Here is a 26,500-nt window from a genome sequence, read left to right on the forward strand (position 1 = left end):
GCTCAGCTGGTTAGAGCACATCACTCATAATGATGGGGTCACAGGTTCGAATCCCGTCGTAGCCACCATTGATTAGATTGTTAGCTTAAGCTATCGGTCATGTAGAATTTAAGATGCGGAAGTGGCGGAATTGGTAGACGCACCAGATTTAGGTTCTGGCGCCGTAAGGTGTGAGAGTTCAAGTCTCTCCTTCCGCACCATCTTAATAATCATCTACAATATCAAATATGCGGAAATGGCGGAATTGGTAGACGCACCAGATTTAGGTTCTGGCGCCGCAAGGTGTGAGAGTTCAAGTCTCTCTTTCCGCACCATACTTTCCTTGTTTAGGAAAGCGCTTAGTTGAAAGGCTAAGACCTGTAGGGCTATCGCCAAGCGGTAAGGCAGCGGCTTTTGATGCCGCCATTCCCTGGTTCGAATCCAGGTAGCCCTGCCATTACAAAACGTTGTTGAGGTTTTACCAATTACCTTGATGACTACAAGATAAGTTGCGGAAGTGGCGGAATTGGTAGACGCACCAGATTTAGGTTCTGGCGCCGCAAGGTGTGAGAGTTCAAGTCTCTCCTTCCGCACCATCATTGAAAACCCAGCATTAAAATTTGCTGGGTTTTTTCTTTTTTCCGATTCTGGACTCGGTAGATCTTTGATTTACCGAATTAAAAAAGCGAGCTCATGGCTCGCTTTTTTTCTATCTGGTTTGCTACGTAATACTTAGCCTACATACCTAACGCGTATTTCAATACTTGTGCTTTGATCGGCCCTGAATTTTCAGCCAGCTTTAATGCTGCATTGCGTGCAAACTTCAAAGGCCTCAAATCATTGCTAAAGCCTTTGTAGAAAAAATCCATACCGGTCTGCATTAGAAGATTGTCCGGGCGACGAGTACGCTCATATTTTGCTAATAGAGCATCCGTTAACTCATCTTGCCCTTGTGTCACTGATAGCAATACATCAACGTCTTTAAAGCCTAAATTCACGCCCTGCCCCGCTAATGGATTGATTGTATGCGCTGAATCACCAACTAGCACACAACCTCTATGCGAATAGGACTGCGCGTGTCGACGCGTCAAAGGAAAAGAACCAAACTGCAGAACTTCGATATCTCCAAGCTCTTTAGGAAAGTGACGCACGATCTCTTCTCTTAATTGAGGTTTGGTCATCGCGCAAAGCTGTTTGATTCGTTTTGGGGAATCATACCAAACTAGAGATCCTTGCCCGACTTCTTGTCCATCTTCTGTCAATGAACACAAAGGTAGGAAAGAGCGAGGCCCACTAGGGGTGAACTGTTGCCAAGTAATGTCTTGTTGTGGCAACTCAGTCTTAACATTGATGAGCATACAATGTTGACGGTAATCCCAAGCAGTCACGCCAATACCCGCTAGCTGACGTACTTTAGAATTAGCACCATCAGCGCCAATGCTCCAGTTCGCATCAAACTGTTCGCCGCTTTCTAGCGTGATACGGTTTCCATCATTGAAGTCGATATCTTTTAATCGCTCAGGACACTTCACCGTTAAGTTGTCGAATTGCGCGAAAGCTTGCCAAAGGCCAAGTTGGATTAGGCGGTTTTCAACGATGTAGCCGAGTTGATCCAATGAAAGCTCATCAGAATGAAAACGAGTACGACACTCAGGATGCTCCCACGTTTCCAGACGACGATAGGGACAGACACGCATTGCTTCGATCGCCGACCAAGCATCTAATGATTCAAGTAATTTCACCGATTGATGTGAAATAGCAGAAACTCGCACGTCCAGAGCTTGAGCAGCATCAAATGCTTTAGGCTCCGCTCCTTCAACTACCACTACGCTTCTACCTTGCTTGGCAAATCCAACTGCGACAGCTGCCCCGACCATGCCGCCACCGATTACGGCGATGTCATACTTGTTCATTTTTTGCTCTTCATCATGCTGATTATTTGGCGTTTTTCAATTGTACGTTCCGAGGCTATTTTTACAAAATTGTTTAACAAAAAACCTTGCTGTATATAGGGCAAAAAACTAGATTTCATCAGGGTTTGCAGAGAATTCGTCAGATCACTAGTCAGGTGCTTTTTAAAGCAGTACAATACGCCGCTTACCGCCGTGATGGCGGCTATAATTTGAGCAATAGCTCTCCAATTTAAGTACAACTGAACGAGCGAAAGTGAGATGAGTAAGAAACTGCTAATTAAAACCTGGGGCTGCCAGATGAACGAATACGATTCATCAAAAATGGCCGACCTGCTTAATGCTGCAAACGGCTATGAGCTGACGGAAGAGCCAGAGGAAGCAGACGTACTTCTACTTAACACCTGTTCGATCCGTGAAAAAGCGCAAGAGAAAGTTTTCCACCAGCTAGGCCGTTGGAAAACACTAAAAGATAAAAAACCTGGCGTAGTTATCGGTGTGGGTGGTTGTGTAGCAACACAAGAAGGTGACCACATCCGCGAGCGTGCACCATACGTTGACGTAATCTTTGGCCCTCAAACTCTGCACCGCCTACCTGAGATGATCAAACAATCTCAAACTGACGATGCACCGGTAATGGACATTTCGTTCCCAGAGATTGAAAAGTTCGACCGCCTACCTGAGCCACGTGCAGAAGGTGCGACGGCGTTTGTTTCTATCATGGAAGGCTGTTCAAAATACTGTACTTACTGCGTTGTACCATACACTCGTGGTGAAGAAGTTAGTCGTCCAATGGATGACGTGTTATTCGAGATTGCACAGCTAGCGGAACAAGGTGTACGTGAAGTTAACCTACTAGGTCAAAACGTAAACGCATACCGTGGCCCTATGCACGACGGCGAGATCTGCTCTTTTGCTGAACTGCTTCGTCTCGTTGCATCTATCGATGGTATCGACCGTATTCGTTTCACGACTAGCCACCCGCTAGAGTTTACTGACGACATCATCGCGGTTTACGAAGATACCCCGGAGCTTGTGAGTTTCCTACACCTGCCAGTACAAAGTGGTAGTGACCGTATTCTAACGATGATGAAGCGTCCTCACACAGCTATCGAGTACAAGTCAATCATCCGTAAACTACGTAAAGCGCGTCCTGATATCCAAATCAGTTCTGACTTTATTGTTGGTTTCCCTGGTGAAACAGACAAAGACTTCCAAGACACAATGAAGCTAATCAAAGACGTAGACTTTGACATGAGCTTCAGCTTTATCTTCTCACCTCGTCCAGGTACACCTGCGGCAGATTACCCTTGTGATATACCAGAGCAAGTGAAGAAAGAGCGTCTATACGAGCTGCAACAAACCATCAATGCACAAGCAATGCGTTACTCACGCCTAATGCTTGGTACTGAGCAGCGTGTACTGGTTGAAGGCCCTTCTAAGAAAAACCTAATGGAACTGCGCGCTCGTACAGAAAACAACCGTGTAGTAAACTTTGAAGGTAGCGCAGACCTAATTGGTCAGTTCGTTGACGTGAAGATTACGGACGTATTTGCAAACTCGCTACGTGGTGAGCTAGTACGTACAGAAAAAGACATGGACCTTCGTAGTGTGATTTCTCCAACACAAATGATGGCGAAAACACGTCGCGAAGATGAGCTAGGTGTAGCTACTTTTACGCCATAAGCTCGTATAAATCGCCATGGAGAGCCTGGTCGTCATCAGGCTCTCATTGAGTGGCATAAAATGAGAGGCAACATTGAGCAATAAAATCGTAACTCTAGAAATTAACCTAGAACCTTCAGATAACCGCCGACTTGCTAGCCTGTGCGGTCCATTCGACGACAACATCAAGCATTTAGAACGCCGTCTAGGCGTTGAAATCAACCATCGTAGTGACCATTTTACCATTGTTGGTAAGCCTCACACCTCAGCGGCTGCGCTGGACATTCTAAAAACGCTTTATGTAGATACTGCGCCTGTGCGTGGCGAGATCCCAGATATCGAACCAGAACAAATTCATCTGGCGATCAAAGAATCTGGCGTATTAGAACAAAATACCGAATCAAGTATTGCGCACGGTAAAGAAGTGTTCGTAAAAACCAAAAAAGGCGTCATTAAACCGCGCACACCAAACCAAGCTCAGTACTTGGTCAATATGGTTACGCACGACATCTCTTTTGGTATTGGTCCTGCAGGTACAGGTAAGACTTACCTTGCCGTTGCAGCAGCAGTTGATGCACTAGAACGCCAAGAAATTCGTCGCATTCTTTTGACACGTCCGGCGGTAGAAGCGGGTGAAAAACTGGGTTTCTTACCTGGTGATTTAAGCCAAAAGGTTGACCCATACCTTCGTCCACTGTACGACGCATTATTCGAGATGCTAGGCTTCGAGCGAGTTGAAAAGCTGATTGAACGCAACGTTATCGAGGTTGCTCCTCTGGCATACATGCGCGGTCGTACGCTGAACGATGCTTTCATCATTCTAGATGAAAGTCAGAACACTACCGTTGAACAGATGAAAATGTTCCTGACTCGTATTGGTTTCAATTCTCGTGCGGTTATTACTGGTGACGTCACTCAGATCGACTTACCTCGTGGTGCGAAGTCAGGTCTTCGTCATGCGATTGAAGTGCTCAGTGAAGTCGACGACATCAGCTTTAACTTCTTCCAAGCAGATGACGTTGTTCGCCACCCCGTGGTTGCTCGCATCGTCAACGCCTACGAGAAGTGGGAAGCGCAAGATCAAAAAGAACGTAAAGAGTTCGAGAAACGTCGCCGTGAAGAGCGTGATGCTAAACTGTTAGAAGCAGCGAAAGCAGAACTTAGCGCTCAAGTCGCTGCAACTAAGGAATAAAAATGGCAATTGAACTTGATCTGCAACTGGCAGTCGAAAATGAAGAAGGCTTACCTTCGCAGCAAGACTTCCAACTTTGGTTAGACAAGACCATCCCTCTTTTCCAACCTCAAGCAGAAGTGACAATTCGAATTGTCGATGAGAAAGAAAGCCACGATCTTAACCATGAGTATCGTGGTAAAGATAAGCCGACGAATGTGCTTTCCTTCCCATTTGAAGCGCCTCCTGGCATGGATATAGACCTTTTGGGCGATCTTATTATTTGCCGCCAAGTTGTTGAAAAAGAGGCAATTGAACAGAATAAGCCTCTGTTAGCACATTGGGCGCATATGGTTGTACATGGCAGCTTGCATCTGCTAGGTTATGATCATATCGAGGATGACGAAGCTGAAGAGATGGAGTCACTCGAAGCCGAAATCATGCAAGGTATGGGTTATGAAGACCCTTATATTGCTGAAAAAGAGTAACCCTTTGGGTACTCGACAGGGAAAGGCGAACCAATAAAACAGTTCTCGCGTTCGCCTCTCTACGTGAGCTATCACACGTCTGATAGCGTTACTTAATTGAGAAACAATGAACGAAGATAATTCTCCCTCTTCTAACGAAGGTAAGAAAGAAAAGGCAGAAGGTCCGAGTAGAAAGTCCTTCTTTGAACGCCTAGGTCAACTATTTCAAGGCGAACCAAAAGACCGCCAAGAGCTTGTGGATGTAATCCGCGACTCAGAAGTAAATGACCTGATTGACCACGACACTCGCGATATGCTCGAAGGTGTTATGGAAATCTCCGAAATGCGTGTGCGTGACATCATGATCCCGCGTTCGCAAATGGTCACCGTTGAGCGCACTGACGATTTAGATACTCTAATCGCACTTATTACCGATGCTCAGCACTCTCGCTACCCAGTAATCAGCGAAGATAAAGACCATGTGGAAGGTATTCTTCTTGCGAAGGACTTACTTAAATACTTAGGCTCAGGCAGTAACCCATTTGATATTGAAGAAGTAATTCGACCTGCAGTTGTGGTACCGGAAAGCAAACGTGTTGACCGCCTGCTAAAAGAGTTCCGTGAAGAACGCTATCATATGGCGATTGTTGTCGATGAATTCGGTGGTGTTTCTGGTCTTGTGACCATTGAAGATATCCTGGAAGAAATCGTCGGGGATATCGAAGATGAATTCGATGAAAGCGAAGAAACAGACATTCGTAAGCTAAGCAAGCATACGTTTGCTGTCAGAGCGCTGACAACCATCGAAGAGTTTAATGAGACATTCGGTACCAACTTCAGCGATGAAGAAGTAGATACGGTAGGTGGCATGGTCATGACTGCCTTTGGTCACTTACCTTCTCGCGGCGAATTGGTCGAAATTGAAGGCTACAACTTCAAAGTCACCGCTGCCGATAACCGTCGTGTCATTCAACTCCAAGTGACCATTCCAGACGAAGAAACGCTGGTTGAAGCCACTCAAGAGTAACGCGATACCCTACTACCGGGAATATCAGAAAAAACAATAATGATGAATTTACTCTTTCATCGCCTCAAGCGGCCCTTAGTGGCCGCTTTTGTTGGCGCCTCCACTACCCTAGCATTTGCTCCTTACCAGTTATGGCCAATTGCCATTCTTAGCCCTGCAATATTGCTAATTCTTCTTGCAAACCAAACACCTAAGCGCGCGCTTTGGATAGGTTATGCTTGGGGATTAGGCCAATTTGCAACAGGTGTTAGCTGGGTTTATGTCAGCATTTCTGGCTTCGGCGGGATGCCGCTGATTGCGAACCTCTTCTTGATGGGTATGCTCATTGCCTACCTTGCAGTTTATTCCGGATTGTTCGCTTGGCTAAACAATAAGTTTTTCCCTCAATTTAGCCTCAGTAAAGCGCTTCTTGCTGCTCCGGCATTATGGCTAATTACCGATTGGTTACGCGGTTGGGTGATGACTGGCTTCCCTTGGTTGTGGTTGGGCTATAGTCAAATTGATGCGCCACTAGCAAGCTTTGCACCGATCGGTGGTGTAGAACTGCTCACGCTGTTTGTTCTTATTAGTGCAGGTGCATTAGCATATGCGTGGATTCACAAACAGTGGTTGATGATTATCATCCCTGTTGTTTTGATAAGTGCAGGTTTTGGGATTCGCCAATATGATTGGGTGACACCTCGCCCAGCAGACACCACCAAAGTGGCGTTGATTCAAGGTAACGTCGACCAGAACCTCAAATGGCTGCCAAGCCAACGCTGGCCAACCATCATGAAGTATGCCGACCTTACGCGTGAAAACTGGGACGCCGACATCATTGTCTGGCCAGAAGCAGCAATCCCTGCATTTGAAGTTGAAGTTCCTTCCTTCTTGAGCAACATCGACAGTGCCGCGAAGATGAACAACAGCGCCATCATCACAGGCATTGTTAATCAATCGGAAGACAAGCAGTTCTATAACAGCATTCTGTCGCTAGGCGTCACACCATACGGTGATTACAGCTTTGATATGGGCGAACGCTACCACAAGCATCACCTATTACCGTTTGGTGAGTTTGTCCCGTTTGAAGATATCTTGCGCCCGCTGGCTCCATTCTTCAATTTACCAATGTCGTCGTTTAGCCGTGGGGCATTCGTGCAACCTAATATCGTTGCGAACGGCATGCACATGGCACCAGCGCTCTGTTACGAGATCATTTTTAATGAACAAGTGCGTCAAAACGTTACTGACGAAACCGACTTCATTCTAACGCTTTCGAACGATGCATGGTTTGGACATTCGATTGGACCACTTCAGCATATGGAAATCGCTCGTATGCGTGCTCTGGAACTGGGCAAACCGCTGATCCGTTCAACAAACAACGGCTTAACAGCAGTAACCGATTATAAAGGCAAGATTGTAGAGCAAGTTCCTCAATTTGAAACAGCTGTACTACGTGCAGAGCTCACCCCAACAGATGGAACAACACCATACCGAACGTTTGGCACTTGGCCATTGTATTTTTGGGTTGCGCTGAGTTTAATGCTGGCTTGGTGGTTACCGAGAAAGAAAGACTAAAAACGTCATTTTTTAACATAAGACGAATAACGAAAAAGAGGCCAATCGGCCTCTTTTTTCTTATCAAGCAAATACAAAAAGATGGTATAGATGGCTATGGTTTCAAGGACTGACGACTAAAGCCTTTGTGGCCACATTTGATACAAGGAATGATGATCGTTGGATGGTTGTAGGTAGTTTTATGTCCGCACTCATCACAGACAAGTGTGCCTAAGCCGATAACCTCGCCAGCTTCATACAAGCCTTGATGCTCCAAGTCATCAAAGAGCTCTACCCATTCAACTTTGGTACGGTCCGTAATCTCTAGTAAGCCTTGCCAAATGGAATCCGCTACCGTTAAGTAAAAAGGACCGCTTTTGCTGTCTTCATAGCTCTCAGAAAACTCTTTTAAGTCGGCTTTCACATACGCGGCAATTAAGGCCAACTCATCTTTGGTCAAGTCATTGGCGGCTTCCACCACTTTGCCCGACGTTTCTAAAGCTTTGTTAACTTCTTCCGGACTTTGCTTCAAGGTTTCAATCACATCCTCGAGCATTTCCTCATAACCTGTTTTACGTTTAGGCATAACTGACCTCCATTCTTTCTCCTACCTAGGCGCATTCAGTGCGCATGGGTACAGATTGGCTATTGTTGTGATCCCTAGCTTTAGGTATTCTATGACGATCTATTTAAGTCTGTTCTAACCGAACTCACAAATTCCAAGATAACCGGATATCATCGATGCAAGAACAATACAATCCACAAGACATTGAACAGAAAGTTCAAAAGCACTGGGATGACAACAAGACCTTTGTTGTAAGTGAAGACCCAAATAAAGAAAAATTCTACTGTCTATCTATGTTCCCATACCCAAGTGGTCGACTGCACATGGGTCACGTGCGCAACTACACCATCGGTGACGTAGTATCTCGCTTCCAACGCCTACAAGGCAAAAATGTAATGCAACCAATTGGTTGGGATGCGTTCGGTCTACCAGCAGAAAACGCAGCGGTGAAAAACAACACAGCACCTGCGCCATGGACTTACGAAAACATCGAATACATGAAAAACCAGCTTAAATTGCTAGGTTTTGGCTACGACTGGAATCGTGAATTCGCAACTTGTACGCCTGAGTACTACCGTTGGGAACAAGAGTTCTTCACTAAGCTTTACGAAAAAGGCCTAGTTTACAAGAAAACGTCTTCTGTTAACTGGTGTCCAAACGACCAAACCGTTCTTGCAAACGAACAGGTTGAAGACGGCTGCTGCTGGCGTTGTGACACTCCAGTAGAGCAAAAAGAGATCCCTCAGTGGTTCATCAAGATCACAGAATACGCGCAAGAGCTACTTGACGATCTAGACAAACTTGAAGGTTGGCCAGAAATGGTTAAGACCATGCAACGCAACTGGATTGGTCGCTCTGAAGGTGTGGAACTGAAGTTTGAAGTGAAAGGTCAACAAGACCTAGAAGTTTACACAACGCGTCCAGACACACTGATGGGTGTGACTTACGTAGGTATCGCAGCGGGTCACCCTCTAGCAACGCTAGCTGCAGAGAACAACCCAGAGCTTGCTGCATTCATCGAAGAATGTAAGAACACCAAAGTTGCTGAAGCTGAACTGGCGACAATGGAGAAGAAAGGTATGGCAACTGGCCTTACTGCTATTCATCCATTGAACGGTCGTGAAGTACCAGTTTACGTCGCAAACTTCGTATTGATGGACTACGGTACAGGTGCTGTAATGGCAGTACCTGCACACGACCAACGCGACTTCGAATTCGCAACTAAGTACGGTCTAGACATCATCCCAGTGATCAAACCAACAGATGGTAGCGAGCTAGACATCTCTGAAGCGGCATACACAGAGAAAGGTGTATTGTTCGATTCAGGTGAGTTCGACGGCCTAGAATTCCAAGCGGCATTCGATGCAATCGCAGCGAAGCTAGAAGCGGAAGGTAAAGGCACTAAGACAGTTAACTTCCGTCTACGTGACTGGGGTGTATCTCGTCAACGTTACTGGGGTGCACCAATCCCAATGGTAACCACTGAAGACGGTGAAGTTCATCCAGTACCTGCTGACCAACTACCAGTGATTCTTCCAGAAGACGTGGTAATGGATGGCGTAACCAGCCCAATCAAAGCAGACAAAGAATGGGCGAAGACCACATTCAACGGCGAACCGGCTCTACGTGAGACAGATACGTTCGATACGTTCATGGAATCTTCTTGGTACTACGCACGTTACTGTTCACCACAAGCTGACGATATCCTAGATCCAGAAAAAGCAAACTACTGGCTACCAGTAGACCAGTACATCGGTGGTATCGAGCACGCTTGTATGCACCTATTGTACTCACGCTTCTTCCACAAACTGCTACGTGATGCAGGCTACGTAACGTCTGACGAGCCGTTCAAACAACTACTATGTCAAGGCATGGTACTGGCTGACGCGTTCTACTTCGAGAACGAGAAAGGCGGTAAAGAGTGGGTTGCACCAACAGATGTTGCTGTAGAGCGTGACGGTAAAGGCCGCATCATTTCTGCTAAAGACAACGAAGGCCGTGATGTAACACACTCAGGCATGATCAAAATGTCTAAGTCTAAAAACAACGGTATCGACCCTCAAGAGATGGTAGACAAGTACGGTGCTGACACAGTACGTCTATTCATGATGTTCGCATCTCCAGCAGACATGACGCTTGAGTGGCAAGAGTCTGGCGTAGAAGGTGCAAACCGCTTCCTAAAACGTGTTTGGAAACTAGTGAAAGAACACGCAGAGAAAGGCGCAGCAGAAGCAGTGGATACAGCAGCACTTTCTGGTGAGCAAAAAGCACTTCGTCGTGACGTTCACAAAACTATCGCGAAAGTGACTGACGATATAGCTCGTCGTCAAACGTTCAACACAGCAATCGCAGCAATCATGGAACTGATGAACAAGCTAGCGAAAGCACCTCAAGAATCTGCACAAGATCGTGCAATTCTTGATGAAGCACTAAAAGCGGTTGTAACGATGCTTTACCCAATCACTCCGCACATTTCATACGAGCTATGGACTGCGCTTGGTGAGTCAGACATCGACAACGCAGCATGGCCAACGTTTGATGAGAAAGCGCTAGTTGAAGACGAAAAAACTATCGTTGTTCAAGTTAACGGTAAGCTACGTGCGAAGTTAACAGTAGCGGCAGACACAACGAAAGAACAAGTTGAAGAGCTTGGTCTAAACGACGAAAACGTTACTAAGTTCACAGATGGCCTAACAATCCGTAAAGTAATTTACGTACCAGGTAAACTGCTGAACATCGTTGCAAACTAAGCGGTCACTGTAAGCAAATTACAGCTTGCAATAACGCAACGCAGAGCGAACTAATTCGCGCGCTAAGAGTCTTTAAACAGGGTAGTTCACTACCCTGTTTATTTACCTCAAACCATTCACAGTGAGTGGTTTAAGGTAAATAACCCCTTCAATTTAGGATGAATACAATCAATGCGCTTTTTCTCTTTGATTAAACTACCAGTGGTATTGGTACTAGCGGGGCTTCTTTCTGCCTGTGGTTTTCACCTTCGTGGCGAGTATTCCGTTCCGGAAGAGCTGCACACCATGTCATTCTCTAGCTACGATGAATACAGCAAACTCACACGCTATGTACGCTCTCAGCTGCAACTCAACAAAGTTGACCTAGTTCAGCCGTCATCTTCAGTACCAAATCTGCATTTAATCAAAGCAACCATGGATGAGCGAACGCTCTCGCTTTACCAAAACAGTCGTGCGGCAGAAAAAGAGTTGACTTACGTGGTGCAATATCGCGTCACAATTCCAGGGTTTGGCTCAAAAAATTTCACCACAACCGTGAACCGCAACTACCTAGACAACCCGTTAACGGCATTGGCAAAATCGGTTGAACGTGACGTAATCGAAGACGAGATGCGTCAACAAGCAGCGAAACAGATGATGCGTCAACTTGGCCGAATTCGTGCCGAGTACGAAGCGGGGCAAATTGCCGCGCCAACTGAGAAAACAAACTCTTAATCAACATGCGAATTTATGCTGACAAGCTAGCTGACCATCTAGCCAAACACTTAAAGCAGGTTTATCTGATCTTCGGAAACGAACCGCTACTGATCCAAGAAAGCCGCCAAGCGATTCAAAAAACCGCTCTACAACATGGTTTTGAAGAAAGACACCGTTTTGCTGTCGATGCAAGTTTAGATTGGAACCAAGTGTATGACTGCTTTCAAGCTCTGAGCTTATTTTCTAGTCGACAACTCATTGAGCTTGAGATCCCAGAAAGCGGTGTCACCACAGCTATCAGCAAAGAGCTACAGACTCTGTGTGACATGTTGCATGATGACATCATGCTAGTGATCATCGGAACGAAGCTGACTAAAGCGCAAGAAAATGCCAAATGGTTTAAAGCACTGAATACCAAAGGCGATTGGGTCAGCTGCTTAACGCCGGATCTTCAGCGTTTGCCTATGTTTGTGCAAACGCGCTGCCGCGCATTAGGTTTAAAGCCCGATCAGCAATCCTTACAGATGTTGGCACAGTGGCATGAAGGCAACTTATTTGCACTTTCTCAGAGTCTAGAGAAACTGGCTTTGCTCTATCCTGATGGCGAACTGACTGTTGTACGCTTAGAGGAAGCCTTAAGTCGACACAACCACTTTACGACGTTTAATTGGATTGATGCGTTACTTGCAGGTAAAGCTAATCGTGCTCAACGCATCCTGCGTCAATTAGAAGCCGAAGGCATTGAAACGGTCATTCTCATCCGAAGTGTGCAGAAAGAGTTCAATCAACTATTAAGCATGCATCAAGATCTGACTCAAATGTCGATTAGCCAAGTCTTTGAGAAGTATCGCGTTTGGCAAAATAAACGTCCGCTTTATAACGCAGCGTTAATGCGCTTATCAGCAAGCCGTATATGTGCCCTAATCTCCTTGCTTGCGCAAGCTGAGATTAAAGCCAAAACCCAGTATGACGAGTCCGTCTGGCCAACTATTCATCAATTGAGCTTAGAAACCTGCTCTCCTGATATTAAGCTGGCAATTTAAAAATCAAAGCGTGCTATAGTGCGCGACCTATTTTGCCCAACTACACGCAAAATAGATGAGATGTAAAAAGAGATAACCCGAGGAAAACCGAGTGCTTCGCGAAGAACTGAAAGACTTTTTAGCAGACAAAGCCGACGATATGAAAGCGGAAGATATTATCATCCTAAACGTGGAAGACAAATCCAGCGTAACAGACTACATGATCATTTGTACGGGTACGTCTAAACGCCACGTTTCATCCATCGCCGATCACGTTGCATCTGAAGTAAAAAAAGCAGGCCTTGAACCTTTAGGTATGGAAGGAGAAAACGAAGGTGAATGGGTTGTCCTAGATATGGGCGACGCGATGCTGCATGTCATGCAGGAAGAACACCGCTCTCTGTACCAACTAGAAAAACTCTGGGGTTAATCTTTTGAAAATTCAACTAATTGCCGTTGGCACAAAAATGCCAAAGTGGGTTGAAGAAGGCTTCCAAGAATACCGTCGCCGTTTCCCTCATGATATGCCACTAGAGTTGGTTGAAATCTCAGCAGGAAAACGCGGCAAAAACGCTGATATTGCTCGAATTCTACAAAAAGAAGGCGAAGCGATGTTAACAGCAGTGCCAAAAGGCAATCGTATCGTGACCCTAGATATTCCCGGTAAAAAGTGGGACACCCCACAACTGGCAGAGCAGCTAGAAGCTTGGAAACTCGATGGTCGTGACGTTTCTATTCTGATAGGTGGTCCTGAAGGTTTAGCACCTGCATGTAAAGCCGCAGCCGACCAAAGTTGGTCACTGTCAGCGCTAACGTTACCGCACCCACTTGTGCGTATCGTCATGGCAGAGAGTTTATACCGAGCGTGGAGCATTACCGCTAACCACCCTTACCATCGCGAATAATCGTTGTTTAACTTTAGAGCCAAGCGTTAATGATTCGTAGACGCCGCAGTCAAATCCGAGATTATCAAGCCGAAGCGCGCCTGTTCGCCAGTCGCGCTATCGTTGCTTTTTTCGGCATCGTTGTTTTGATGGGCTTGCTGGTCGCCAATATGTACAACATTCAGGTGAACCAGTTTCAAGATTATCAAACCCGTTCAAATGACAACCGCATCAAAGTGGTTCCTATTGCGCCAAACCGCGGTCTTATCTACGACCGAAATGGTGTCCTGTTAGCCGAAAACCGTCCTGTCTTTAACTTGGAGCTGACTCCAGAAAAAATCAAAGACATCGACGCTACTATCCAAGAATTGCAAACCATTCTGGAAATCACACCAGAACAGATCGAACGCTTCCATCGTGAGCGTAAGCGTACCCGTCGATTCAAATCCGTCCCATTGCTAACCCAGCTGAACGAAAAGCAGGTCGCGGTCTTTTCCGTCAACCAATACCGTTTTCCTGGTGTTGAAATTAGTGCCACACTCAAACGTTACTACCCTTACGGGGAAGTGTTAACGCACGTAATCGGCTATGTTTCTCGTATCAATGACCGCGACATGCAGCGTTTGATTCGAGAAGAAAAAGACGCCAACTACCAAGCGACTCGTGACATCGGTAAGTTGGGCATCGAAAAATACTACGAAGATCTGCTGCACGGCACTGCTGGCTACCAAGAAGTGGAAGTCAACAGCCGAGGACGCGTGATTCGCACGTTAAAATACGTACCGCCAGTTCCGGGCAAAGACATTGTCTTAAACCTCGATATCAACTTGCAGCTTTACGTTCATCAGCTTTTGGATGGTCGACGTGGCAGCGCTATCGTGCTTGATCCTCGAGACAATGGGGTGCTAGCTATGGTGTCTAGCCCAAGTTACGACCCGAACGCTTTTGTCCACGGCATTTCAGGTAAAGCCTATCGCGACTTGTTGAACGATAAAAACCGCCCGTTGGTAAACCGCACGACGCTAGGTATTTATCCGCCAGCTTCAACAATCAAGCCATTTATGGCAGTCGCAGCGTTGCAAGAAGGCGTAATCACGCCAAATACTACTCGCAACGACCCAGGTTATTGGCGCATCCCTAACTCAGACACTCGTCCATTCCGTGACTGGTTGCGTTGGGGACATGGCCGCGTAGATGTCATTAAATCCATTGAAGAGTCTGTTGATACGTTTTACTACCAAATTGCTTATGACTTGGGGATCGACCGAATTTCAAACTGGATGATGATGTTTGGTTTTGGTGACTACACAGGCATCGATATCTACGAAGAAAGTAAGGCTAATATGCCAACTCGTGATTGGAAGATGTCTCGTCACAAAACGCCTTGGTATAAAGGTGACACCATTCCTGTTGGTATCGGCCAAGGCTATTGGACGGCAACACCAATGCAAATTGCGAAAGCAACATCGGTGTTAGTGAATAATGGTGCGGTTTCCGCTCCTCACCTCCTAAAGTCCACCATCGATAATGGTGATAACTTTGAGGAACAAGAAACCTCTGAATACGTAACCTACCCACCGATTCAAAATGTGCCAGAAAAATACTGGGATATTGCGAAAGAAGGTATGCGCCGTGTAAACCATGGTACTCGTGGTACAGCTCGTCGTTCTTTCTACAATATGAGCTACCAGACAGCCGGTAAATCAGGTACAGCGCAGGTCTTTGGCTTGGGCGAGAACGAAGAGTACAACGCAGATGAAATCGCGGAACACTTGCGTGACCACGCCCTGTTTACGGGCTTTGCTCCGTTTGACGATCCAAAAGTTATCGTTACACTCGTGCTAGAAAACGCAGGTGGTGGCTCAAGTAACGGTGGTCCAATGGCGAGAAAGATTTTTGACCGAGTGGTTCTTGGCCCAGAAGAAATCAAACCAGAAGATGACAAAACCAACGCGCAAAAAGAGGTTACACGCTAATGAAGATGGATCCCTCTACAGGTAAAAACCGCGCCTTGTTTGAGCGCTTCCATATCGACTTGCCCCTCCTACTCGGCATCTTTGCTTTAATGGGTTTTGGTCTCGTGATCATGTACAGTGCCAGCGGACAAAGTTTGGAGATGATGGATCGCCAAGCAATGCGCATGGTATTGTCTCTTGTCGTGATGGTGGTTCTGGCTCAGCTTTCTCCACGAACGTATGAAAGCCTGGCGCCACTAATGTTTGTTGCCGGTGTAGTTTTACTATTTGGCGTACTGTTCTTTGGAGAGGCCTCGAAAGGTGCGCAACGCTGGCTCAACCTAGGCTTTGTTCGATTCCAACCGTCCGAATTACTCAAACTTGCGGTACCGTTGATGGTTGCGCGCTATATCGGCCGCCAACCATTACCACCAACATTCCGAACGCTGATTGTTGCGCTAATCATGGTGTGCTTACCAACGATTCTTATCGCGAAACAACCAGATTTGGGAACGTCGATTCTGATTGCGGCTTCAGGTATTTTCGTTATTTTCCTAGCAGGCATCAGTTGGAAGATCATCGCTGCTGCTGCCATTGCCTTGGGTGGCTTCATACCAATTTTGTGGTTCTTCTTGATGCGCGAATACCAAAAGGTTCGCGTTCGTACTCTGTTCAATCCAGAATCTGACCCACTTGGTGCGGGTTACCACATTATCCAAAGTAAAATTGCGATTGGTTCTGGCGGTATTTCCGGTAAAGGTTGGTTGCACGGTACGCAGTCACAACTGGAATTTCTTCCTGAACGACACACTGACTTTATCTTTGCAGTAATTGCTGAGGAATGGGGTATGATTGGCTTCCTTTGCCTATTAGCCATCTATCTCTTCATTATTGGTCGAGGTTTGTACCTTGCTAGCCAAGCACAAACCGCGTTTGGACGAATGATGGCAGGCAGTATTGTACTTAGCTTCTTCGTGTATATTTTTGTAAATATCGGCATGGTGAGTGGCATCCTACCTGTTGTAGGTGTACCGTTACCACTGATCAGCTACGGCGGTACCTCGATGGTGACCCTAATGGCTGGTTTTGGCATTTTGATGTCGATTCATACGCACCGAAAAGCATTCTCTAAGGCGACCTAGACATGCAAAAACGCGCTTTATATTCCTTAGTTTTTTCTGCACTGATTTTGGCTGGTTGTTCATCCACCAGCCAAAAGACACAAGAAGGCCGTTACGAACTTGAATCCGATGTAGCACCTGATACACCGCTTTCAGTCGAACACATCGAGGATGCGCATCCCAAATACGAACCTTACAGCCTAGGTGGTAATACCGATTACCACTTGCGCGGTAATGATTACAAGATCGTTCGCGACGCAAAAGGGTTTACTGAAAAAGGTCGTGCATCTTGGTACGGTAAAAAGTTCCAGGGGCATTTGACGTCTAACGGTGAAATCTACGACATGTACTCCATGACGGCTGCGCATAAAACGCTACCGTTACCAAGCTATGTGAAAGTGACCAACACCGACAATGGCAAAGCCACAGTCGTTCGAGTAAATGATCGAGGTCCGTTTCACGATGGCCGTATCATCGACTTGAGCTACGCCGCTGCGCATAAATTGGATGTCATAAAAACAGGAACGGCGAATGTTGAAATCGAAGTTATCAGCGTAGAGAAACCTACCGATCAAAAGTCGCTAGAATCTCACCCAAAGTACGTCATTCAAGTCGCATCTTCAAAAAATGAAGATCGCGCACGAACTTTAGGCGCAGAGCTTGGTCAAAAGCTGGATACCGAAACTTTCTTGGAAAACGCGAAAGAGTCTTATCGCTTGTTATTGGGTCCATTTACTGACTATTCCCTGACGCAAGCCACACTGGATAAAGTAAAGTTGCTCGGCTATTCGTCCGCATTTATTAAAAAACACAACACTGCGAAATGACCTTGAGTCATGAATTTCTAAACGAAGCCCCTCTTACATAAGTGGGGATTCTGGTAAGATGTGTGCAGTTAAACCCAAAAATTTGAATTACCATGAATAAAAATAAGTTTGTGAAATCTATTCTCGTTTCTTCGGTTGCCCTTTCTGCAACCTTCGCTCAATCTGCTTTTGCATCACCAGTCGTTGTTCCAGATGCGCCTCAAATTGCGGCAAAAGGCTACGTACTGATGGATTACCATTCAGGTAAAGTGCTAGCAGAAAAAGAAATGAACACAAAATTGTCTCCTGCTAGTCTAACTAAAATGATGACCAGCTACGTAATCGGCCAAGAGCTAGCACGTGGTAATATCTCAGAAGATGATGACGTAACCATCAGTAAGAATGCATGGGCGAAAAACTTCCCAGATTCTTCAAAAATGTTCATTGAAGTAGGTACTACGGTAAAAGTACGTGATCTTAACCGTGGCATCATCATTCAATCAGGTAACGATGCGTGTGTGGCAATGGCTGAACACATCGCAGGTTCTGAAGATGCATTTGTTGACCTAATGAACGCGTGGGCAAATACCCTAGGCATGAAGAATTCTCATTTTGCCAACGTTCACGGCCTAGATAACTCAGAACTGTACTCAACACCTTACGACATGGCGCTACTTGGTAAAGCTCTGATTCGTGACGTGCCAGATGAGTACCGTGTTTACTCTGAAAAGAAATTCACTTACAACGGCATCACCCAATACAACCGCAACGGTCTACTTTGGGATAAGAGCATGAACGTTGATGGCATCAAAACTGGACACACAAGCAACGCAGGTTACAGCCTAGTAAGCTCAGCAACAGAAGGCCAAATGCGTTTGGTTGCTGTAGTGATGGGCACTAAAGATGCAAATGCTCGTAAATCAGAAAGTAAAAAACTACTGAGCTACGGCTTCCGCTTCTTCGAAACAGTAGCGCCTCACAAAGCGGGTGAAACCTTCGTAGAAGAAAAAGTGTGGATGGGTAACAAAGACACCGTTGCTCTGGGTCTTGATCAAGACACTTACGTAACACTGCCACGCGGTGAAGCGAAAAACCTAAAAGCAAGCTTCGTACTTGAAAAAGAGCTAGAAGCCCCAATTAATAAAGGTGATGTAGTCGGTAAGCTATACTATCAAATCGATGGTGAAGATATTGCTGAATACCCGCTAATGGCACTAGAAACCGTAGAGCAAGGCAGCTTGTTCAGCCGTTTATGGGATTACATCGTATTGTTATTCAAGAGCTTCTTCTAAACGAGTCGCAGAATAGCAAACTTATTCGCAAAGCCGCCAATTATGGCGGCTTTTTAAGTCTGTGATCCTCACCTTGAGTTCACCCTAATTTGACTGTACTATTTCGCACCGCAACGAATACCAACTGGAGTTATCGATATGCTAACCATCAACTCTGATGCAAAATTGAAAGACCTGCTTGAGTTCCCTTGTTCTTTTACTTACAAGGTAATGGGTCATGCAAAGCCTGAGCTTCCAGAACTCGTTCTTGAAGTAATCCAGCGCCATGCTCCAGGTGACTACAGCCCAAAAGTCAAACCAAGCGCTAAAGGCAACTACCACTCAGTGTCTATCAACATCACTGCAACGTCTATCGAGCAGGTTGAAACCCTATACAAAGAATTGGGCGAAATCGACATCGTTCGTATGGTTCTATAATTTTTTGATAGATTAAATTTTTTTTGAAAGCAGCTTCGGCTGCTTTCTTTTTATTTATCAACTAGATAACTCGATACCCTTGTGCTTTCAGTTAAAAATCTGTTACTCAGCGGTAGAGCATCTGGGTCATCCGGTTTATAATCCAAAAACTTTATATATTAGCGACAGGAATTCCCATGCAACACCAACTTGTTGTAAAACGACTTGGCCGCCAAGACTATGAGCCTGTATGGAAGGCGATGCATGAGTTCACCGACCAACGCACAGAAGAAACCCCTGATGAAGTCTGGTTGGTAGAACATAACCCAGTATTTACCCAAGGGCAGGCAGGCAAAGCCGAGCACTTAATTAACACTGGTGATATTCCTGTCGTACAAAGTGACCGTGGTGGTCAGGTAACCTATCATGGTCCTGGTCAACTCGTGGCTTACTTCTTGATCAACCTACGTCGCAAAAAATTAGGCGTACGAGATCTCGTTACAACCATCGAGAACCTCGTGATCAACACATTAAAAGCATACAATATCGACTCTGCCGCAAGACCAGACGCCCCTGGCGTTTACGTCGATGGCAAGAAAATATGCTCTCTCGGTCTACGTATTCGTAAAGGTTGCTCATTCCATGGGTTAGCCCTGAATGTAAATATGGACTTAACGCCGTTCCTACGCATCAACCCTTGTGGTTATGCCGGCATGGAAATGGTTCAAGTGAGCCAATTTAACGGCCCGAGTGACGTAGAAACCGTAGAAAAACAATTAATAGAAGAACTCGTTACTTTGCTCGATTACGAGCGAGTAGAATTCAGCACAGAAGCACCTTCTCAAGGTAATAAAGCATGAGCAAACCAATCCAGATGGAAAAAGGCGTTAAATATCGTGACGCCGATAAAATGGCATTGATTCCCGTAAAGAACATGCCTACAGAGCAGAAAGAAGTGCTACGTAAGCCTGATTGGATGAAGATCAAGCTACCAGCCGACAGCCAACGAATTCAAGACATCAAAGCTGCGATGCGTAAGAACAAACTTCACTCCGTATGTGAAGAAGCGTCTTGCCCTAACCTAGCTGAATGTTTTAACCACGGTACAGCAACCTTCATGATCCTAGGTGCAATCTGTACTCGTCGTTGTCCTTTCTGTGACGTTGCTCATGGCCGTCCATTACCACCAGAAGCAGAAGAGCCACAAAAGCTGGCAAGAACTATCGCCGACATGAAACTGAAGTACGTTGTTATTACTTCAGTAGACCGTGACGACCTACGTGATGGTGGTGCACAGCACTTTGCCGATTGTAACCGTGAGATCCGCGCGTTAAACCCAGACATCAAGATCGAAACACTGGTTCCTGACTTCCGTGGTCGTATGGACGTGGCGCTTGACCTGATGAAAGACAACCCGCCAGATGTCTTCAACCACAACCTAGAAACTGCGCCGCGTCTTTACCGTAAAGCTCGCCCAGGTGCGAACTACAAGTGGTCACTTGAGCTTCTTAAGAAGTTCAAAGAACAGCATCCAGATGTACCGACCAAATCAGGTCTGATGATGGGCCTTGGTGAAACCAAAGAAGAAATCATCGAAGTGCTTAAAGATCTGCGTGCACACGGTGTAACGATGCTGACTCTAGGTCAGTACCTAGCGCCAAGCCGTCACCACTTGCCTGTAGAACGTTACGTTCCACCATCAGAGTTTGACGAGCTAAAAGAAGTCGCACTAGAGCTAGGCTTCACGCACGCAGCATGTGGTCCATTTGTTCGCTCTTCATACCATGCCGATATGCAGGCACAAGGTCTTGAGATAAAATAAGCATCTTGAACTCGAAAACTGAAAAGGTTGGCTTAGTGCCAACCTTTTTTGTATCTGCCAAACAAGAGATGCCCTGCACTACTCTCTTTTATTCGATGGCACGATTAAACAATCCCAGACGCCAGAAAAACAAAAAGGCCCTCAATTGAGGACCTTTAGTATTTTCAAATTGATTTGTTTCTAGTTCAAGGAAAAGGCGCGCAGTTTACAACTGTAAATGAGCACCTTTGACGCAGAAATAGAGTGAATCAGACAGAACAATTAGGCGTAAACCGGTAGACGCTTACAGATTTCTAATACTTTCTGTTTAGTCGTTTCGATAACGTCTTCGTTGCCGATGTTATCTAGAACGTCACACATCCAGTTTGCTAGATCTTTTGCATCTTCTTCAGTAAAACCACGACGAGTGATCGCTGGCGTACCTACACGAATACCAGAGGTTACGAATGGGCTGCGTGGGTCATTTGGTACTGAGTTCTTGTTCACAGTGATGTTTGCTGCACCTAGTGCCGCGTCTGCATCTTTACCCGTGATGTCTTTGTCGATTAGGTCAACAAGGAATAAGTGGTTTTCTGTGCCGTTAGATACGATTTTGTAGCCACGCTCTTGGAACTGACCAACCATTGCTTTTGCGTTTTTCACTACGCGAGCTTGGTAAGCTTTGAACTCTGGCTCCATCGCTTCTTTGAACGCTACTGCTTTACCAGCGATAACGTGCATTAGAGGGCCACCTTGACCACCAGGGAACACAGCTGAGTTCAGCTTCTTGTACATATCTTCGCCAGCATTAGACAAGATAAGACCACCGCGAGGGCCTGCTAGTGTTTTGTGCGTCGTTGTTGTTACTACGTGAGCGTGTGGAACAGGTGTTGGGTATTCGCCTGCTGCGATAAGACCAGCTACGTGTGCCATATCAACGAAAAGGTAAGCATCTACTTTGTCCGCGATTTCACGCATGCGCTTCCAATCAACGATTTGCGAGTAAGCAGAGAAACCACCGATGATCATCTTAGGCTTGTGCTCAAGCGCTAGCTGTTCCATCTCGTCATAATTGATTTGACCCGCTTCATCGATACCGTAAGGGATAACGTTGTAATGCTTACCAGAGAAGTTTACTGGAGAACCGTGAGTCAGGTGACCACCGTGCGCTAGGCTCATACCTAGTACTGTATCGCCTGGGTTAAGAAGCGCCATGTAAACTGCGCTGTTTGCTTGAGAACCTGAGTGAGGTTGTACGTTCGCGTACTCACAACCGAATAGTTTGCATGCACGATCGATAGCAAGCTGTTCTGCTTTATCTACGTACTCACAACCGCCGTAGTAACGCTTGCCTGGGTAGCCTTCAGCGTATTTGTTCGTTAGCTGAGAACCTTGCGCTTCCATTACACGTGGGCTTGTGTAGTTTTCAGAAGCGATAAGTTCAATGTGTTCTTCCTGGCGAAGGGTTTCTTCCTGGATAGCTGCGAACAGTTCCGCATCGTAATCTGCGATGTTCATATCACGCTTAAGCATCTGTATCTCCTGACTCAGATTAGTACTGAAAGTTGCAAAAAAACTGGTTAACGACCTAACGCAAACGTTTTCGTCGCATCAATGGCGCGCATTCTACATAATTTGATCTAGGTCATAAAGAGAAATTTACAATTTTTCTCATGCAGTTTTTTCATGATGACAAGCAATAGTTATCATGGTGATGTTGCAATTGTTCAACCACGATTTATTGCCTGTCAATTTTGTGCTTTACACCCTGTAAAACAGCAATTACATAGGTTTACCGCAAATTTTACCCTCTAGCTACCGAAAAGATCATCTTTTTACTACTATGCACGCCTTATTTCTCACCGATGACTGCAATTTTGATGGAAAAACACTCAAGAAAAGAAGACTGGATAGCAATTCTCACTGGTACCTTTTTGGTAGCTCAGGGCGTTTTCTTTCTCCAATCCGCGAACCTTCTAACAGGAGGCACGACTGGATTGGCATTGCTAATAAGCCAATTTACACCTTTTACCTTTGGTGTGCTGTACTTTTTGGCAAACTGTCCTTTTTACTTACTCGCATGGAAACGCTTCGGCCGTCATTTCGCAATCAATAGCGCTATTTCTGGCGCTTTGGTTTCTATCTTTGCCGATCACCTTTATTTGCTGATCTCACTCGAATCCGTTAACGAAATTTATTGCGCGGTAGCAGGTGGCCTATTGATGGGATTAGGTATGCTGATTTTGTTCCGACATCGCTCCAGCCTAGGTGGCTTTAACGTGTTGTGTTTGTTTATTCAGGACAAGTTTGGCATTTCTGTTGGCAAAAGCCAGATGGCAATCGATGCATGTATCCTGTTTGCTTCATTCTTCTTTGTCACTCCAGAGGTGATTGGCCTTTCGATTTTGGGTGCCTTTGCACTGAATGTCGTATTGGCGATGAATCACAAACCACACCGATATTCCGTTACCTACGGCTCATAAACTTTTGATGATAATTGACGCGCGATTTATAAGATTTCGCGCTTCAATAACTATATAATATTTCGCGATTTCCAAATAACTCGGTACGGTATGCGCGACTTTCTACAACAAGCCAAACAAACTCACAGTTGTATTGCGATTGGCGAGTTGGTCTACAATCCGAAAACTCAGACTCTTCATCAAGACACTATCGCGATTGTTCTCGAACCTCGTACCATTGAGTTATTAGAACTTCTGCTAACAAGCGTGGGGCATCCGCTCTCTGCCGACACCATTATCGAAACCATTTGGCAGAGCAAATTCATCTCCAAGAATGTGCTCACTAACCGCATTAGCACCTTACGTGCGCTGCTACAGCAACACCTACCCGAGTACGATGCGGCTAAGCTCTTGGTCACTTATCCTCGAAAGGGCTATTTTCTTAACCCTGCCAATATCCGTTTAATACCGCCAGCGAAAAGCCATCGACGCGTTCTCCCAACTCAGGTTGCGAGTAATAAGAACTTCAAGCTAATTTTTGCTTATAGCTTGTGTGCCATACTTGCGGTTTGTAGCGTGACGCTCGCAAGCTTGCTATGGCAACGCCAAGAGATTTCAACACAACAAACACGTCATCAGTTACTTATCCCCAAAGTCGAGTTGCTGCTCAACCGTGTCGATGCAATCGGCTCTCAGGCACGAAAATATCGCACACTGGTCAAAGCCGTCTTACTTCAACAACAAGTCGAATATCCATATACCGACATCGCTAACCAAGACGCTCCAAGTTACTTTCTGGATCCCATTGGTCATACACCGTATTTCCCTGGTGCACGAAATATGCAGACCAGTGATTACGAACTCAACATAGAGTGAAAAGACGGCGCAGAACAAGGCACCTTGAAAGCGCAGATGAACCTTATTTATCCTGCGACAGGGAAGATGGCATTTCGCAATGAATACACACTGCGCTTATCCGACCTACAATCGGACACCTTCCAAATTCACTCGGATGTCGCACAATACTTCAACTTGCCTGCACCTTCGGCAAGCACATGGCAGCTGTCAGACGTTCACCAAAAAATGCTGTTTGAGAATATCTTTTCTAACCAACCTCTCCAACAAGCTGATGAGTTTGCGGCTATCACAGCCGCAAGGTATCTCAAATAAAAGAAGGCTTTGGGGAGCACACCAAAGCCTTCATCTCGAACATCAATCCTAGGGGTGATGACACCCGAGTTTATTCTTCTATCAATAAAATAAGAGTTTCGTAAGGTCGTAACACTTGATGGTTTGACGCGACTGCGCTCGCTGAGTTTTGATAATTGGATAGCAAGTTTTTCGCTTTACTCAGTTCAAAACGTTCTGGCAGAACGCATTCCACCTCTTCAGCGTAGTAGTTATTGATACACAGCAGCGTTTGTTTGTCGTTCTGGCGAGCGTAAGCAAAAATACGTTGATGCTCTGGCAGTAAATCTTCATAACGGCCATCGGTGATCACCGGAACCTGTTTACGTAGCTCAATCAAACGTTTGTAGAAGTAGAACACCGAGTTCAAATCAGCAACCGCTGCTTCTGCGTTGATTTCAGAGTAATTCTGCGCCACCTCAAGCCACGGTGTGCCTTCGGTAAAACCAGCGTGCTTTTGGCTGTTCCACTGCATTGGCGTACGTGAGTTATCACGCGACTTCTGCGCCAAAATCGCCATCATCTCTTCGTGTGATACGCAATCGCGGTTGACCATGATGTCGTACATATTGGTGCTTTCTACGTCGCGGTACTGGCTGATCTCAGTGTAACCAGGGTTGGTCATACCAATCTCTTCACCTTGATAAACATACGGCGTGCCTTGCATCATATGTACAGACGCCGCCAGCATTTTCGCTGACTCGACGCGGTATTGTTTATCATCACCTAAGCGGCTGACCACACGAGGTTGATCGTGGTTACACCAGAACAGTGCGCCCCACCCTTTGCCATTTAAGCCCGTTTGCCAATGGTTGAAGATCTGCTTTAACTGAATGAAATCAAACGGCGCTTTGGTCCATTTTTCACCATTCGGATAATCGACTTTCAGGTGGTGAAAATTGAACACCATCGACAGCTCTTTGCCATCTAATGAAGAGTATTGCTGGCAGTGCTCTAGCGTGGTCGAAGACATTTCCCCCACCGTCACGCTTCCGTACTTTTGAAACACGGCTTCGCTGATTTCTTGCAGATATTCGTGCACGCGAGGACCATCCGTATAGAAACGGCGGCCATCGCCAATATCATCACTTGGGAAGTCTTGCTGTTTAGAAATCAGGTTGATGACGTCGAGACGAAAACCATCCACGCCTTTGTCTGCCCAGAAACTGATGACTTCTTTGACTTCTTCACGCACCACTGGGTTTTCCCAGTTCAAATCCGCCTGCTCTTTAGCAAAAAGGTGCAAGTAGTACTGCCCTGTCGCGTCATCCAATTCCCAAGCATTGCCTCCAAACTTCGATTGCCAGTTGTTAGGTTCTGCGCCCTCAACCGGATCTTTCCAGATGTAGTAGTCACGGTATGGGCTGTTTTTGTCCCCTAACGCGGATTGGAACCAATGATGCTCAGTCGACGTGTGGTTCACTACAATGTCCATGATGATACGAATACCCAACAGATGCGCTTCTGCCAGCAAGGTATCGAAATCTTCCATAGTGCCGAACTGTGGATTGATCGCGTAGTAATCGGAAATGTCATAACCGTTATCAACCATAGGAGACTGATACACTGGCGTCAGCCAAATCGCATCCACACCAAGGTGTTTTAGATAATCCAGTTTAGAAATGATCCCTTTAATGTCGCCCGTGCCTTTACTGCCACTGTCACAAAAGCTTTTTGGGTAAATTTGGTAGATGGTTGCGGTTTTCCACCAGCTCTCATCATGCTTGGTCATAGCCATTTCTAACACTCACTTACCAGTAATCGGAAACTTAAAATTTGAAAAGAAAAACAGGAGGAGGCAGCCAAG

General features: G+C 45.9%; 22 protein-coding genes, 4 tRNA genes and 1 pseudogene. 23 read left to right on the forward strand and 4 right to left on the reverse strand.

What is annotated here, in order from left to right; translation table 11 throughout:
• Window positions 1-115: 115 nt before the first annotated feature.
• From ACF8EG_RS11780 to ACF8EG_RS11795, 4 genes are all read left to right on the forward strand, one after another.
• Window positions 116-200: transfer RNA gene (locus tag ACF8EG_RS11780), tRNA-Leu, on the forward strand.
• Between the two features lie 29 nt (window positions 201-229).
• Window positions 230-314 (forward strand) — tRNA-Leu (locus ACF8EG_RS11785).
• Window positions 315-361: 47 nt separating this feature from the next.
• Window positions 362-436: transfer RNA gene (locus ACF8EG_RS11790), tRNA-Gln, on the forward strand.
• A gap of 54 nt (window positions 437-490) precedes the next feature.
• Window positions 491-575: transfer RNA gene (locus ACF8EG_RS11795), tRNA-Leu, on the forward strand.
• Window positions 576-716: 141 nt separating this feature from the next.
• On the opposite strand, the gene ACF8EG_RS11800 is transcribed toward ACF8EG_RS11795, so the two are convergent.
• A complete protein-coding gene (locus ACF8EG_RS11800; protein WP_069506712.1) occupies window positions 717-1,892 on the reverse strand; it encodes a 2-octaprenyl-3-methyl-6-methoxy-1,4-benzoquinol hydroxylase in 1,176 nt (391 codons plus the stop codon).
• A gap of 258 nt (window positions 1,893-2,150) precedes the next feature.
• On the opposite strand from ACF8EG_RS11800, the gene miaB reads away from it, so the two are divergent.
• The 5 genes from miaB (at window position 2,151) to lnt (ending at window position 7,776) form a co-directional block, all read left to right on the forward strand.
• The gene (miaB, locus tag ACF8EG_RS11805; RefSeq protein ID WP_005496209.1) at window positions 2,151-3,575 is read left to right on the forward strand and encodes a tRNA (N6-isopentenyl adenosine(37)-C2)-methylthiotransferase MiaB; all 1,425 of its coding nucleotides are present in this window, start codon (window positions 2,151-2,153) and stop codon (window positions 3,573-3,575) included.
• A 73-nt stretch (window positions 3,576-3,648) separates the two neighbouring features.
• Window positions 3,649-4,746, forward strand: coding sequence for a PhoH family protein (locus tag ACF8EG_RS11810; protein ID WP_005483495.1), 1,098 nt, complete (start codon window positions 3,649-3,651; stop codon window positions 4,744-4,746).
• A gap of 2 nt (window positions 4,747-4,748) precedes the next feature.
• Complete coding sequence (ybeY, locus tag ACF8EG_RS11815) at window positions 4,749-5,213, forward strand: rRNA maturation RNase YbeY (protein ID WP_069506716.1); 465 nt, start codon at window positions 4,749-4,751, stop codon at window positions 5,211-5,213.
• Between the two features lie 106 nt (window positions 5,214-5,319).
• The gene (corC, locus tag ACF8EG_RS11820; RefSeq protein WP_005483493.1) at window positions 5,320-6,219 is read left to right on the forward strand and encodes a CNNM family magnesium/cobalt transport protein CorC; all 900 of its coding nucleotides are present in this window, start codon (window positions 5,320-5,322) and stop codon (window positions 6,217-6,219) included.
• A gap of 39 nt (window positions 6,220-6,258) precedes the next feature.
• Window positions 6,259-7,776, forward strand: coding sequence for an apolipoprotein N-acyltransferase (gene lnt, locus ACF8EG_RS11825; RefSeq protein WP_069506720.1), 1,518 nt, complete (start codon window positions 6,259-6,261; stop codon window positions 7,774-7,776).
• Window positions 7,777-7,870: 94 nt separating this feature from the next.
• On the opposite strand, the gene ACF8EG_RS11830 is transcribed toward lnt, so the two are convergent.
• A complete protein-coding gene (locus ACF8EG_RS11830; RefSeq protein WP_005454505.1) occupies window positions 7,871-8,341 on the reverse strand; it encodes a zinc ribbon-containing protein in 471 nt (156 codons plus the stop codon).
• Between the two features lie 155 nt (window positions 8,342-8,496).
• On the opposite strand from ACF8EG_RS11830, the gene leuS reads away from it, so the two are divergent.
• From leuS to lipA, 12 genes are all read left to right on the forward strand, one after another.
• The gene (leuS, locus tag ACF8EG_RS11835; RefSeq protein ID WP_069506723.1) at window positions 8,497-11,070 is read left to right on the forward strand and encodes a leucine--tRNA ligase; all 2,574 of its coding nucleotides are present in this window, start codon (window positions 8,497-8,499) and stop codon (window positions 11,068-11,070) included.
• Between the two features lie 171 nt (window positions 11,071-11,241).
• Window positions 11,242-11,784, forward strand: coding sequence for an LPS assembly lipoprotein LptE (lptE, locus tag ACF8EG_RS11840; protein ID WP_005454508.1), 543 nt, complete (start codon window positions 11,242-11,244; stop codon window positions 11,782-11,784).
• A 5-nt stretch (window positions 11,785-11,789) separates the two neighbouring features.
• A complete protein-coding gene (gene holA / locus ACF8EG_RS11845; protein WP_005496214.1) occupies window positions 11,790-12,809 on the forward strand; it encodes a DNA polymerase III subunit delta in 1,020 nt (339 codons plus the stop codon).
• A gap of 91 nt (window positions 12,810-12,900) precedes the next feature.
• Window positions 12,901-13,218 (forward strand): ribosome silencing factor, encoded by a 318-nt coding sequence (rsfS, locus tag ACF8EG_RS11850; RefSeq protein WP_021453827.1) that lies wholly within the window; start codon window positions 12,901-12,903, stop codon window positions 13,216-13,218.
• 4 nt (window positions 13,219-13,222) lie between these two features.
• The gene (rlmH, locus tag ACF8EG_RS11855; protein WP_069506726.1) at window positions 13,223-13,693 is read left to right on the forward strand and encodes a 23S rRNA (pseudouridine(1915)-N(3))-methyltransferase RlmH; all 471 of its coding nucleotides are present in this window, start codon (window positions 13,223-13,225) and stop codon (window positions 13,691-13,693) included.
• Between the two features lie 29 nt (window positions 13,694-13,722).
• Complete coding sequence (gene mrdA / locus ACF8EG_RS11860; RefSeq protein ID WP_005493014.1) at window positions 13,723-15,648, forward strand: penicillin-binding protein 2; 1,926 nt, start codon at window positions 13,723-13,725, stop codon at window positions 15,646-15,648.
• Window positions 15,648-16,769 (forward strand): rod shape-determining protein RodA, encoded by a 1,122-nt coding sequence (gene rodA, locus ACF8EG_RS11865; RefSeq protein ID WP_005483658.1) that lies wholly within the window; start codon window positions 15,648-15,650, stop codon window positions 16,767-16,769. Before mrdA ends, rodA begins: the two co-directional genes overlap by 1 nt.
• 2 nt (window positions 16,770-16,771) lie before the next feature.
• Window positions 16,772-17,575, forward strand: a complete 804-nt coding sequence (locus tag ACF8EG_RS11870; RefSeq protein WP_029832608.1) for a septal ring lytic transglycosylase RlpA family protein — start codon at window positions 16,772-16,774, stop codon at window positions 17,573-17,575.
• 92 nt (window positions 17,576-17,667) lie between these two features.
• Entirely contained in the window at window positions 17,668-18,846 is a 1,179-nt protein-coding gene (locus tag ACF8EG_RS11875; RefSeq protein WP_005488796.1) for a serine hydrolase, read from the forward strand.
• A gap of 138 nt (window positions 18,847-18,984) precedes the next feature.
• Window positions 18,985-19,263 (forward strand): DUF493 family protein YbeD, encoded by a 279-nt coding sequence (gene ybeD, locus ACF8EG_RS11880; protein ID WP_005488798.1) that lies wholly within the window; start codon window positions 18,985-18,987, stop codon window positions 19,261-19,263.
• 176 nt (window positions 19,264-19,439) lie between these two features.
• Window positions 19,440-20,102 (forward strand): lipoyl(octanoyl) transferase LipB, encoded by a 663-nt coding sequence (gene lipB / locus ACF8EG_RS11885; RefSeq protein WP_005488805.1) that lies wholly within the window; start codon window positions 19,440-19,442, stop codon window positions 20,100-20,102.
• Window positions 20,099-21,064 (forward strand): lipoyl synthase, encoded by a 966-nt coding sequence (gene lipA / locus ACF8EG_RS11890; RefSeq protein ID WP_005496220.1) that lies wholly within the window; start codon window positions 20,099-20,101, stop codon window positions 21,062-21,064. The genes lipB and lipA overlap by 4 nt, the downstream gene beginning before the upstream one ends.
• Before the next feature lie 261 nt (window positions 21,065-21,325).
• Here lipA and glyA read toward each other — a convergent pair whose 3' ends face one another.
• Window positions 21,326-22,576, reverse strand: coding sequence for a serine hydroxymethyltransferase (glyA, locus tag ACF8EG_RS11895; RefSeq protein ID WP_025555682.1), 1,251 nt, complete (start codon window positions 22,574-22,576; stop codon window positions 21,326-21,328).
• 347 nt (window positions 22,577-22,923) lie between these two features.
• On the opposite strand from glyA, the gene ACF8EG_RS11900 reads away from it, so the two are divergent.
• The gene (locus ACF8EG_RS11900) at window positions 22,924-23,526 is read left to right on the forward strand and encodes a YitT family protein (protein ID WP_005496223.1); all 603 of its coding nucleotides are present in this window, start codon (window positions 22,924-22,926) and stop codon (window positions 23,524-23,526) included.
• Between the two features lie 90 nt (window positions 23,527-23,616).
• Window positions 23,617-24,669 (forward strand): annotated as a pseudogene (locus tag ACF8EG_RS11905) (transcriptional regulator); the annotation flags it as partial.
• Window positions 24,670-24,745: 76 nt separating this feature from the next.
• Here the strand turns inward: ACF8EG_RS11905 and treC are convergent.
• A complete protein-coding gene (gene treC, locus ACF8EG_RS11910; protein WP_069506731.1) occupies window positions 24,746-26,431 on the reverse strand; it encodes an alpha,alpha-phosphotrehalase in 1,686 nt (561 codons plus the stop codon).
• Window positions 26,432-26,500: the final 69 nt, after the last annotated feature.

Origin of the sequence: Vibrio sp. YQ_11 (assembly GCF_043103065.1) — a bacterium.
In the GTDB taxonomy this organism is placed as follows: Bacteria; Pseudomonadota; Gammaproteobacteria; order Enterobacterales; family Vibrionaceae; genus Vibrio; species Vibrio parahaemolyticus.

Excerpts from the sequence above, each read along its gene's own strand:
- ybeD (WP_005488798.1), top strand. The coding sequence starts at position 18,985 with ATGCTAACCATCAACTCTGATGCAAAATTGAAAGACCTGCTTGAGTTC.
- ACF8EG_RS11870 (WP_029832608.1), top strand. The coding sequence starts at position 16,772 with ATGCAAAAACGCGCTTTATATTCCTTAGTTTTTTCTGCACTGATTTTG.
- ybeY (WP_069506716.1), top strand. The coding sequence starts at position 4,749 with ATGGCAATTGAACTTGATCTGCAACTGGCAGTCGAAAATGAAGAAGGC.
- lnt (WP_069506720.1), top strand. The coding sequence starts at position 6,259 with ATGATGAATTTACTCTTTCATCGCCTCAAGCGGCCCTTAGTGGCCGCT.
- mrdA (WP_005493014.1), top strand. The coding sequence starts at position 13,723 with ATGATTCGTAGACGCCGCAGTCAAATCCGAGATTATCAAGCCGAAGCG.
- lipA (WP_005496220.1), top strand. The coding sequence starts at position 20,099 with ATGAGCAAACCAATCCAGATGGAAAAAGGCGTTAAATATCGTGACGCC.
- ACF8EG_RS11800 (WP_069506712.1), bottom strand. The coding sequence starts at position 1,892 with ATGAACAAGTATGACATCGCCGTAATCGGTGGCGGCATGGTCGGGGCA.
- leuS (WP_069506723.1), top strand. The coding sequence starts at position 8,497 with ATGCAAGAACAATACAATCCACAAGACATTGAACAGAAAGTTCAAAAG.
- glyA (WP_025555682.1), bottom strand. The coding sequence starts at position 22,576 with ATGCTTAAGCGTGATATGAACATCGCAGATTACGATGCGGAACTGTTC.
- miaB (WP_005496209.1), top strand. The coding sequence starts at position 2,151 with ATGAGTAAGAAACTGCTAATTAAAACCTGGGGCTGCCAGATGAACGAA.
- treC (WP_069506731.1), bottom strand. The coding sequence starts at position 26,431 with ATGGCTATGACCAAGCATGATGAGAGCTGGTGGAAAACCGCAACCATC.
- ACF8EG_RS11830 (WP_005454505.1), bottom strand. The coding sequence starts at position 8,341 with ATGCCTAAACGTAAAACAGGTTATGAGGAAATGCTCGAGGATGTGATT.
- ACF8EG_RS11900 (WP_005496223.1), top strand. The coding sequence starts at position 22,924 with ATGGAAAAACACTCAAGAAAAGAAGACTGGATAGCAATTCTCACTGGT.
- holA (WP_005496214.1), top strand. The coding sequence starts at position 11,790 with ATGCGAATTTATGCTGACAAGCTAGCTGACCATCTAGCCAAACACTTA.
- lipB (WP_005488805.1), top strand. The coding sequence starts at position 19,440 with ATGCAACACCAACTTGTTGTAAAACGACTTGGCCGCCAAGACTATGAG.
- ACF8EG_RS11875 (WP_005488796.1), top strand. The coding sequence starts at position 17,668 with ATGAATAAAAATAAGTTTGTGAAATCTATTCTCGTTTCTTCGGTTGCC.
- rodA (WP_005483658.1), top strand. The coding sequence starts at position 15,648 with ATGAAGATGGATCCCTCTACAGGTAAAAACCGCGCCTTGTTTGAGCGC.
- corC (WP_005483493.1), top strand. The coding sequence starts at position 5,320 with ATGAACGAAGATAATTCTCCCTCTTCTAACGAAGGTAAGAAAGAAAAG.
- lptE (WP_005454508.1), top strand. The coding sequence starts at position 11,242 with ATGCGCTTTTTCTCTTTGATTAAACTACCAGTGGTATTGGTACTAGCG.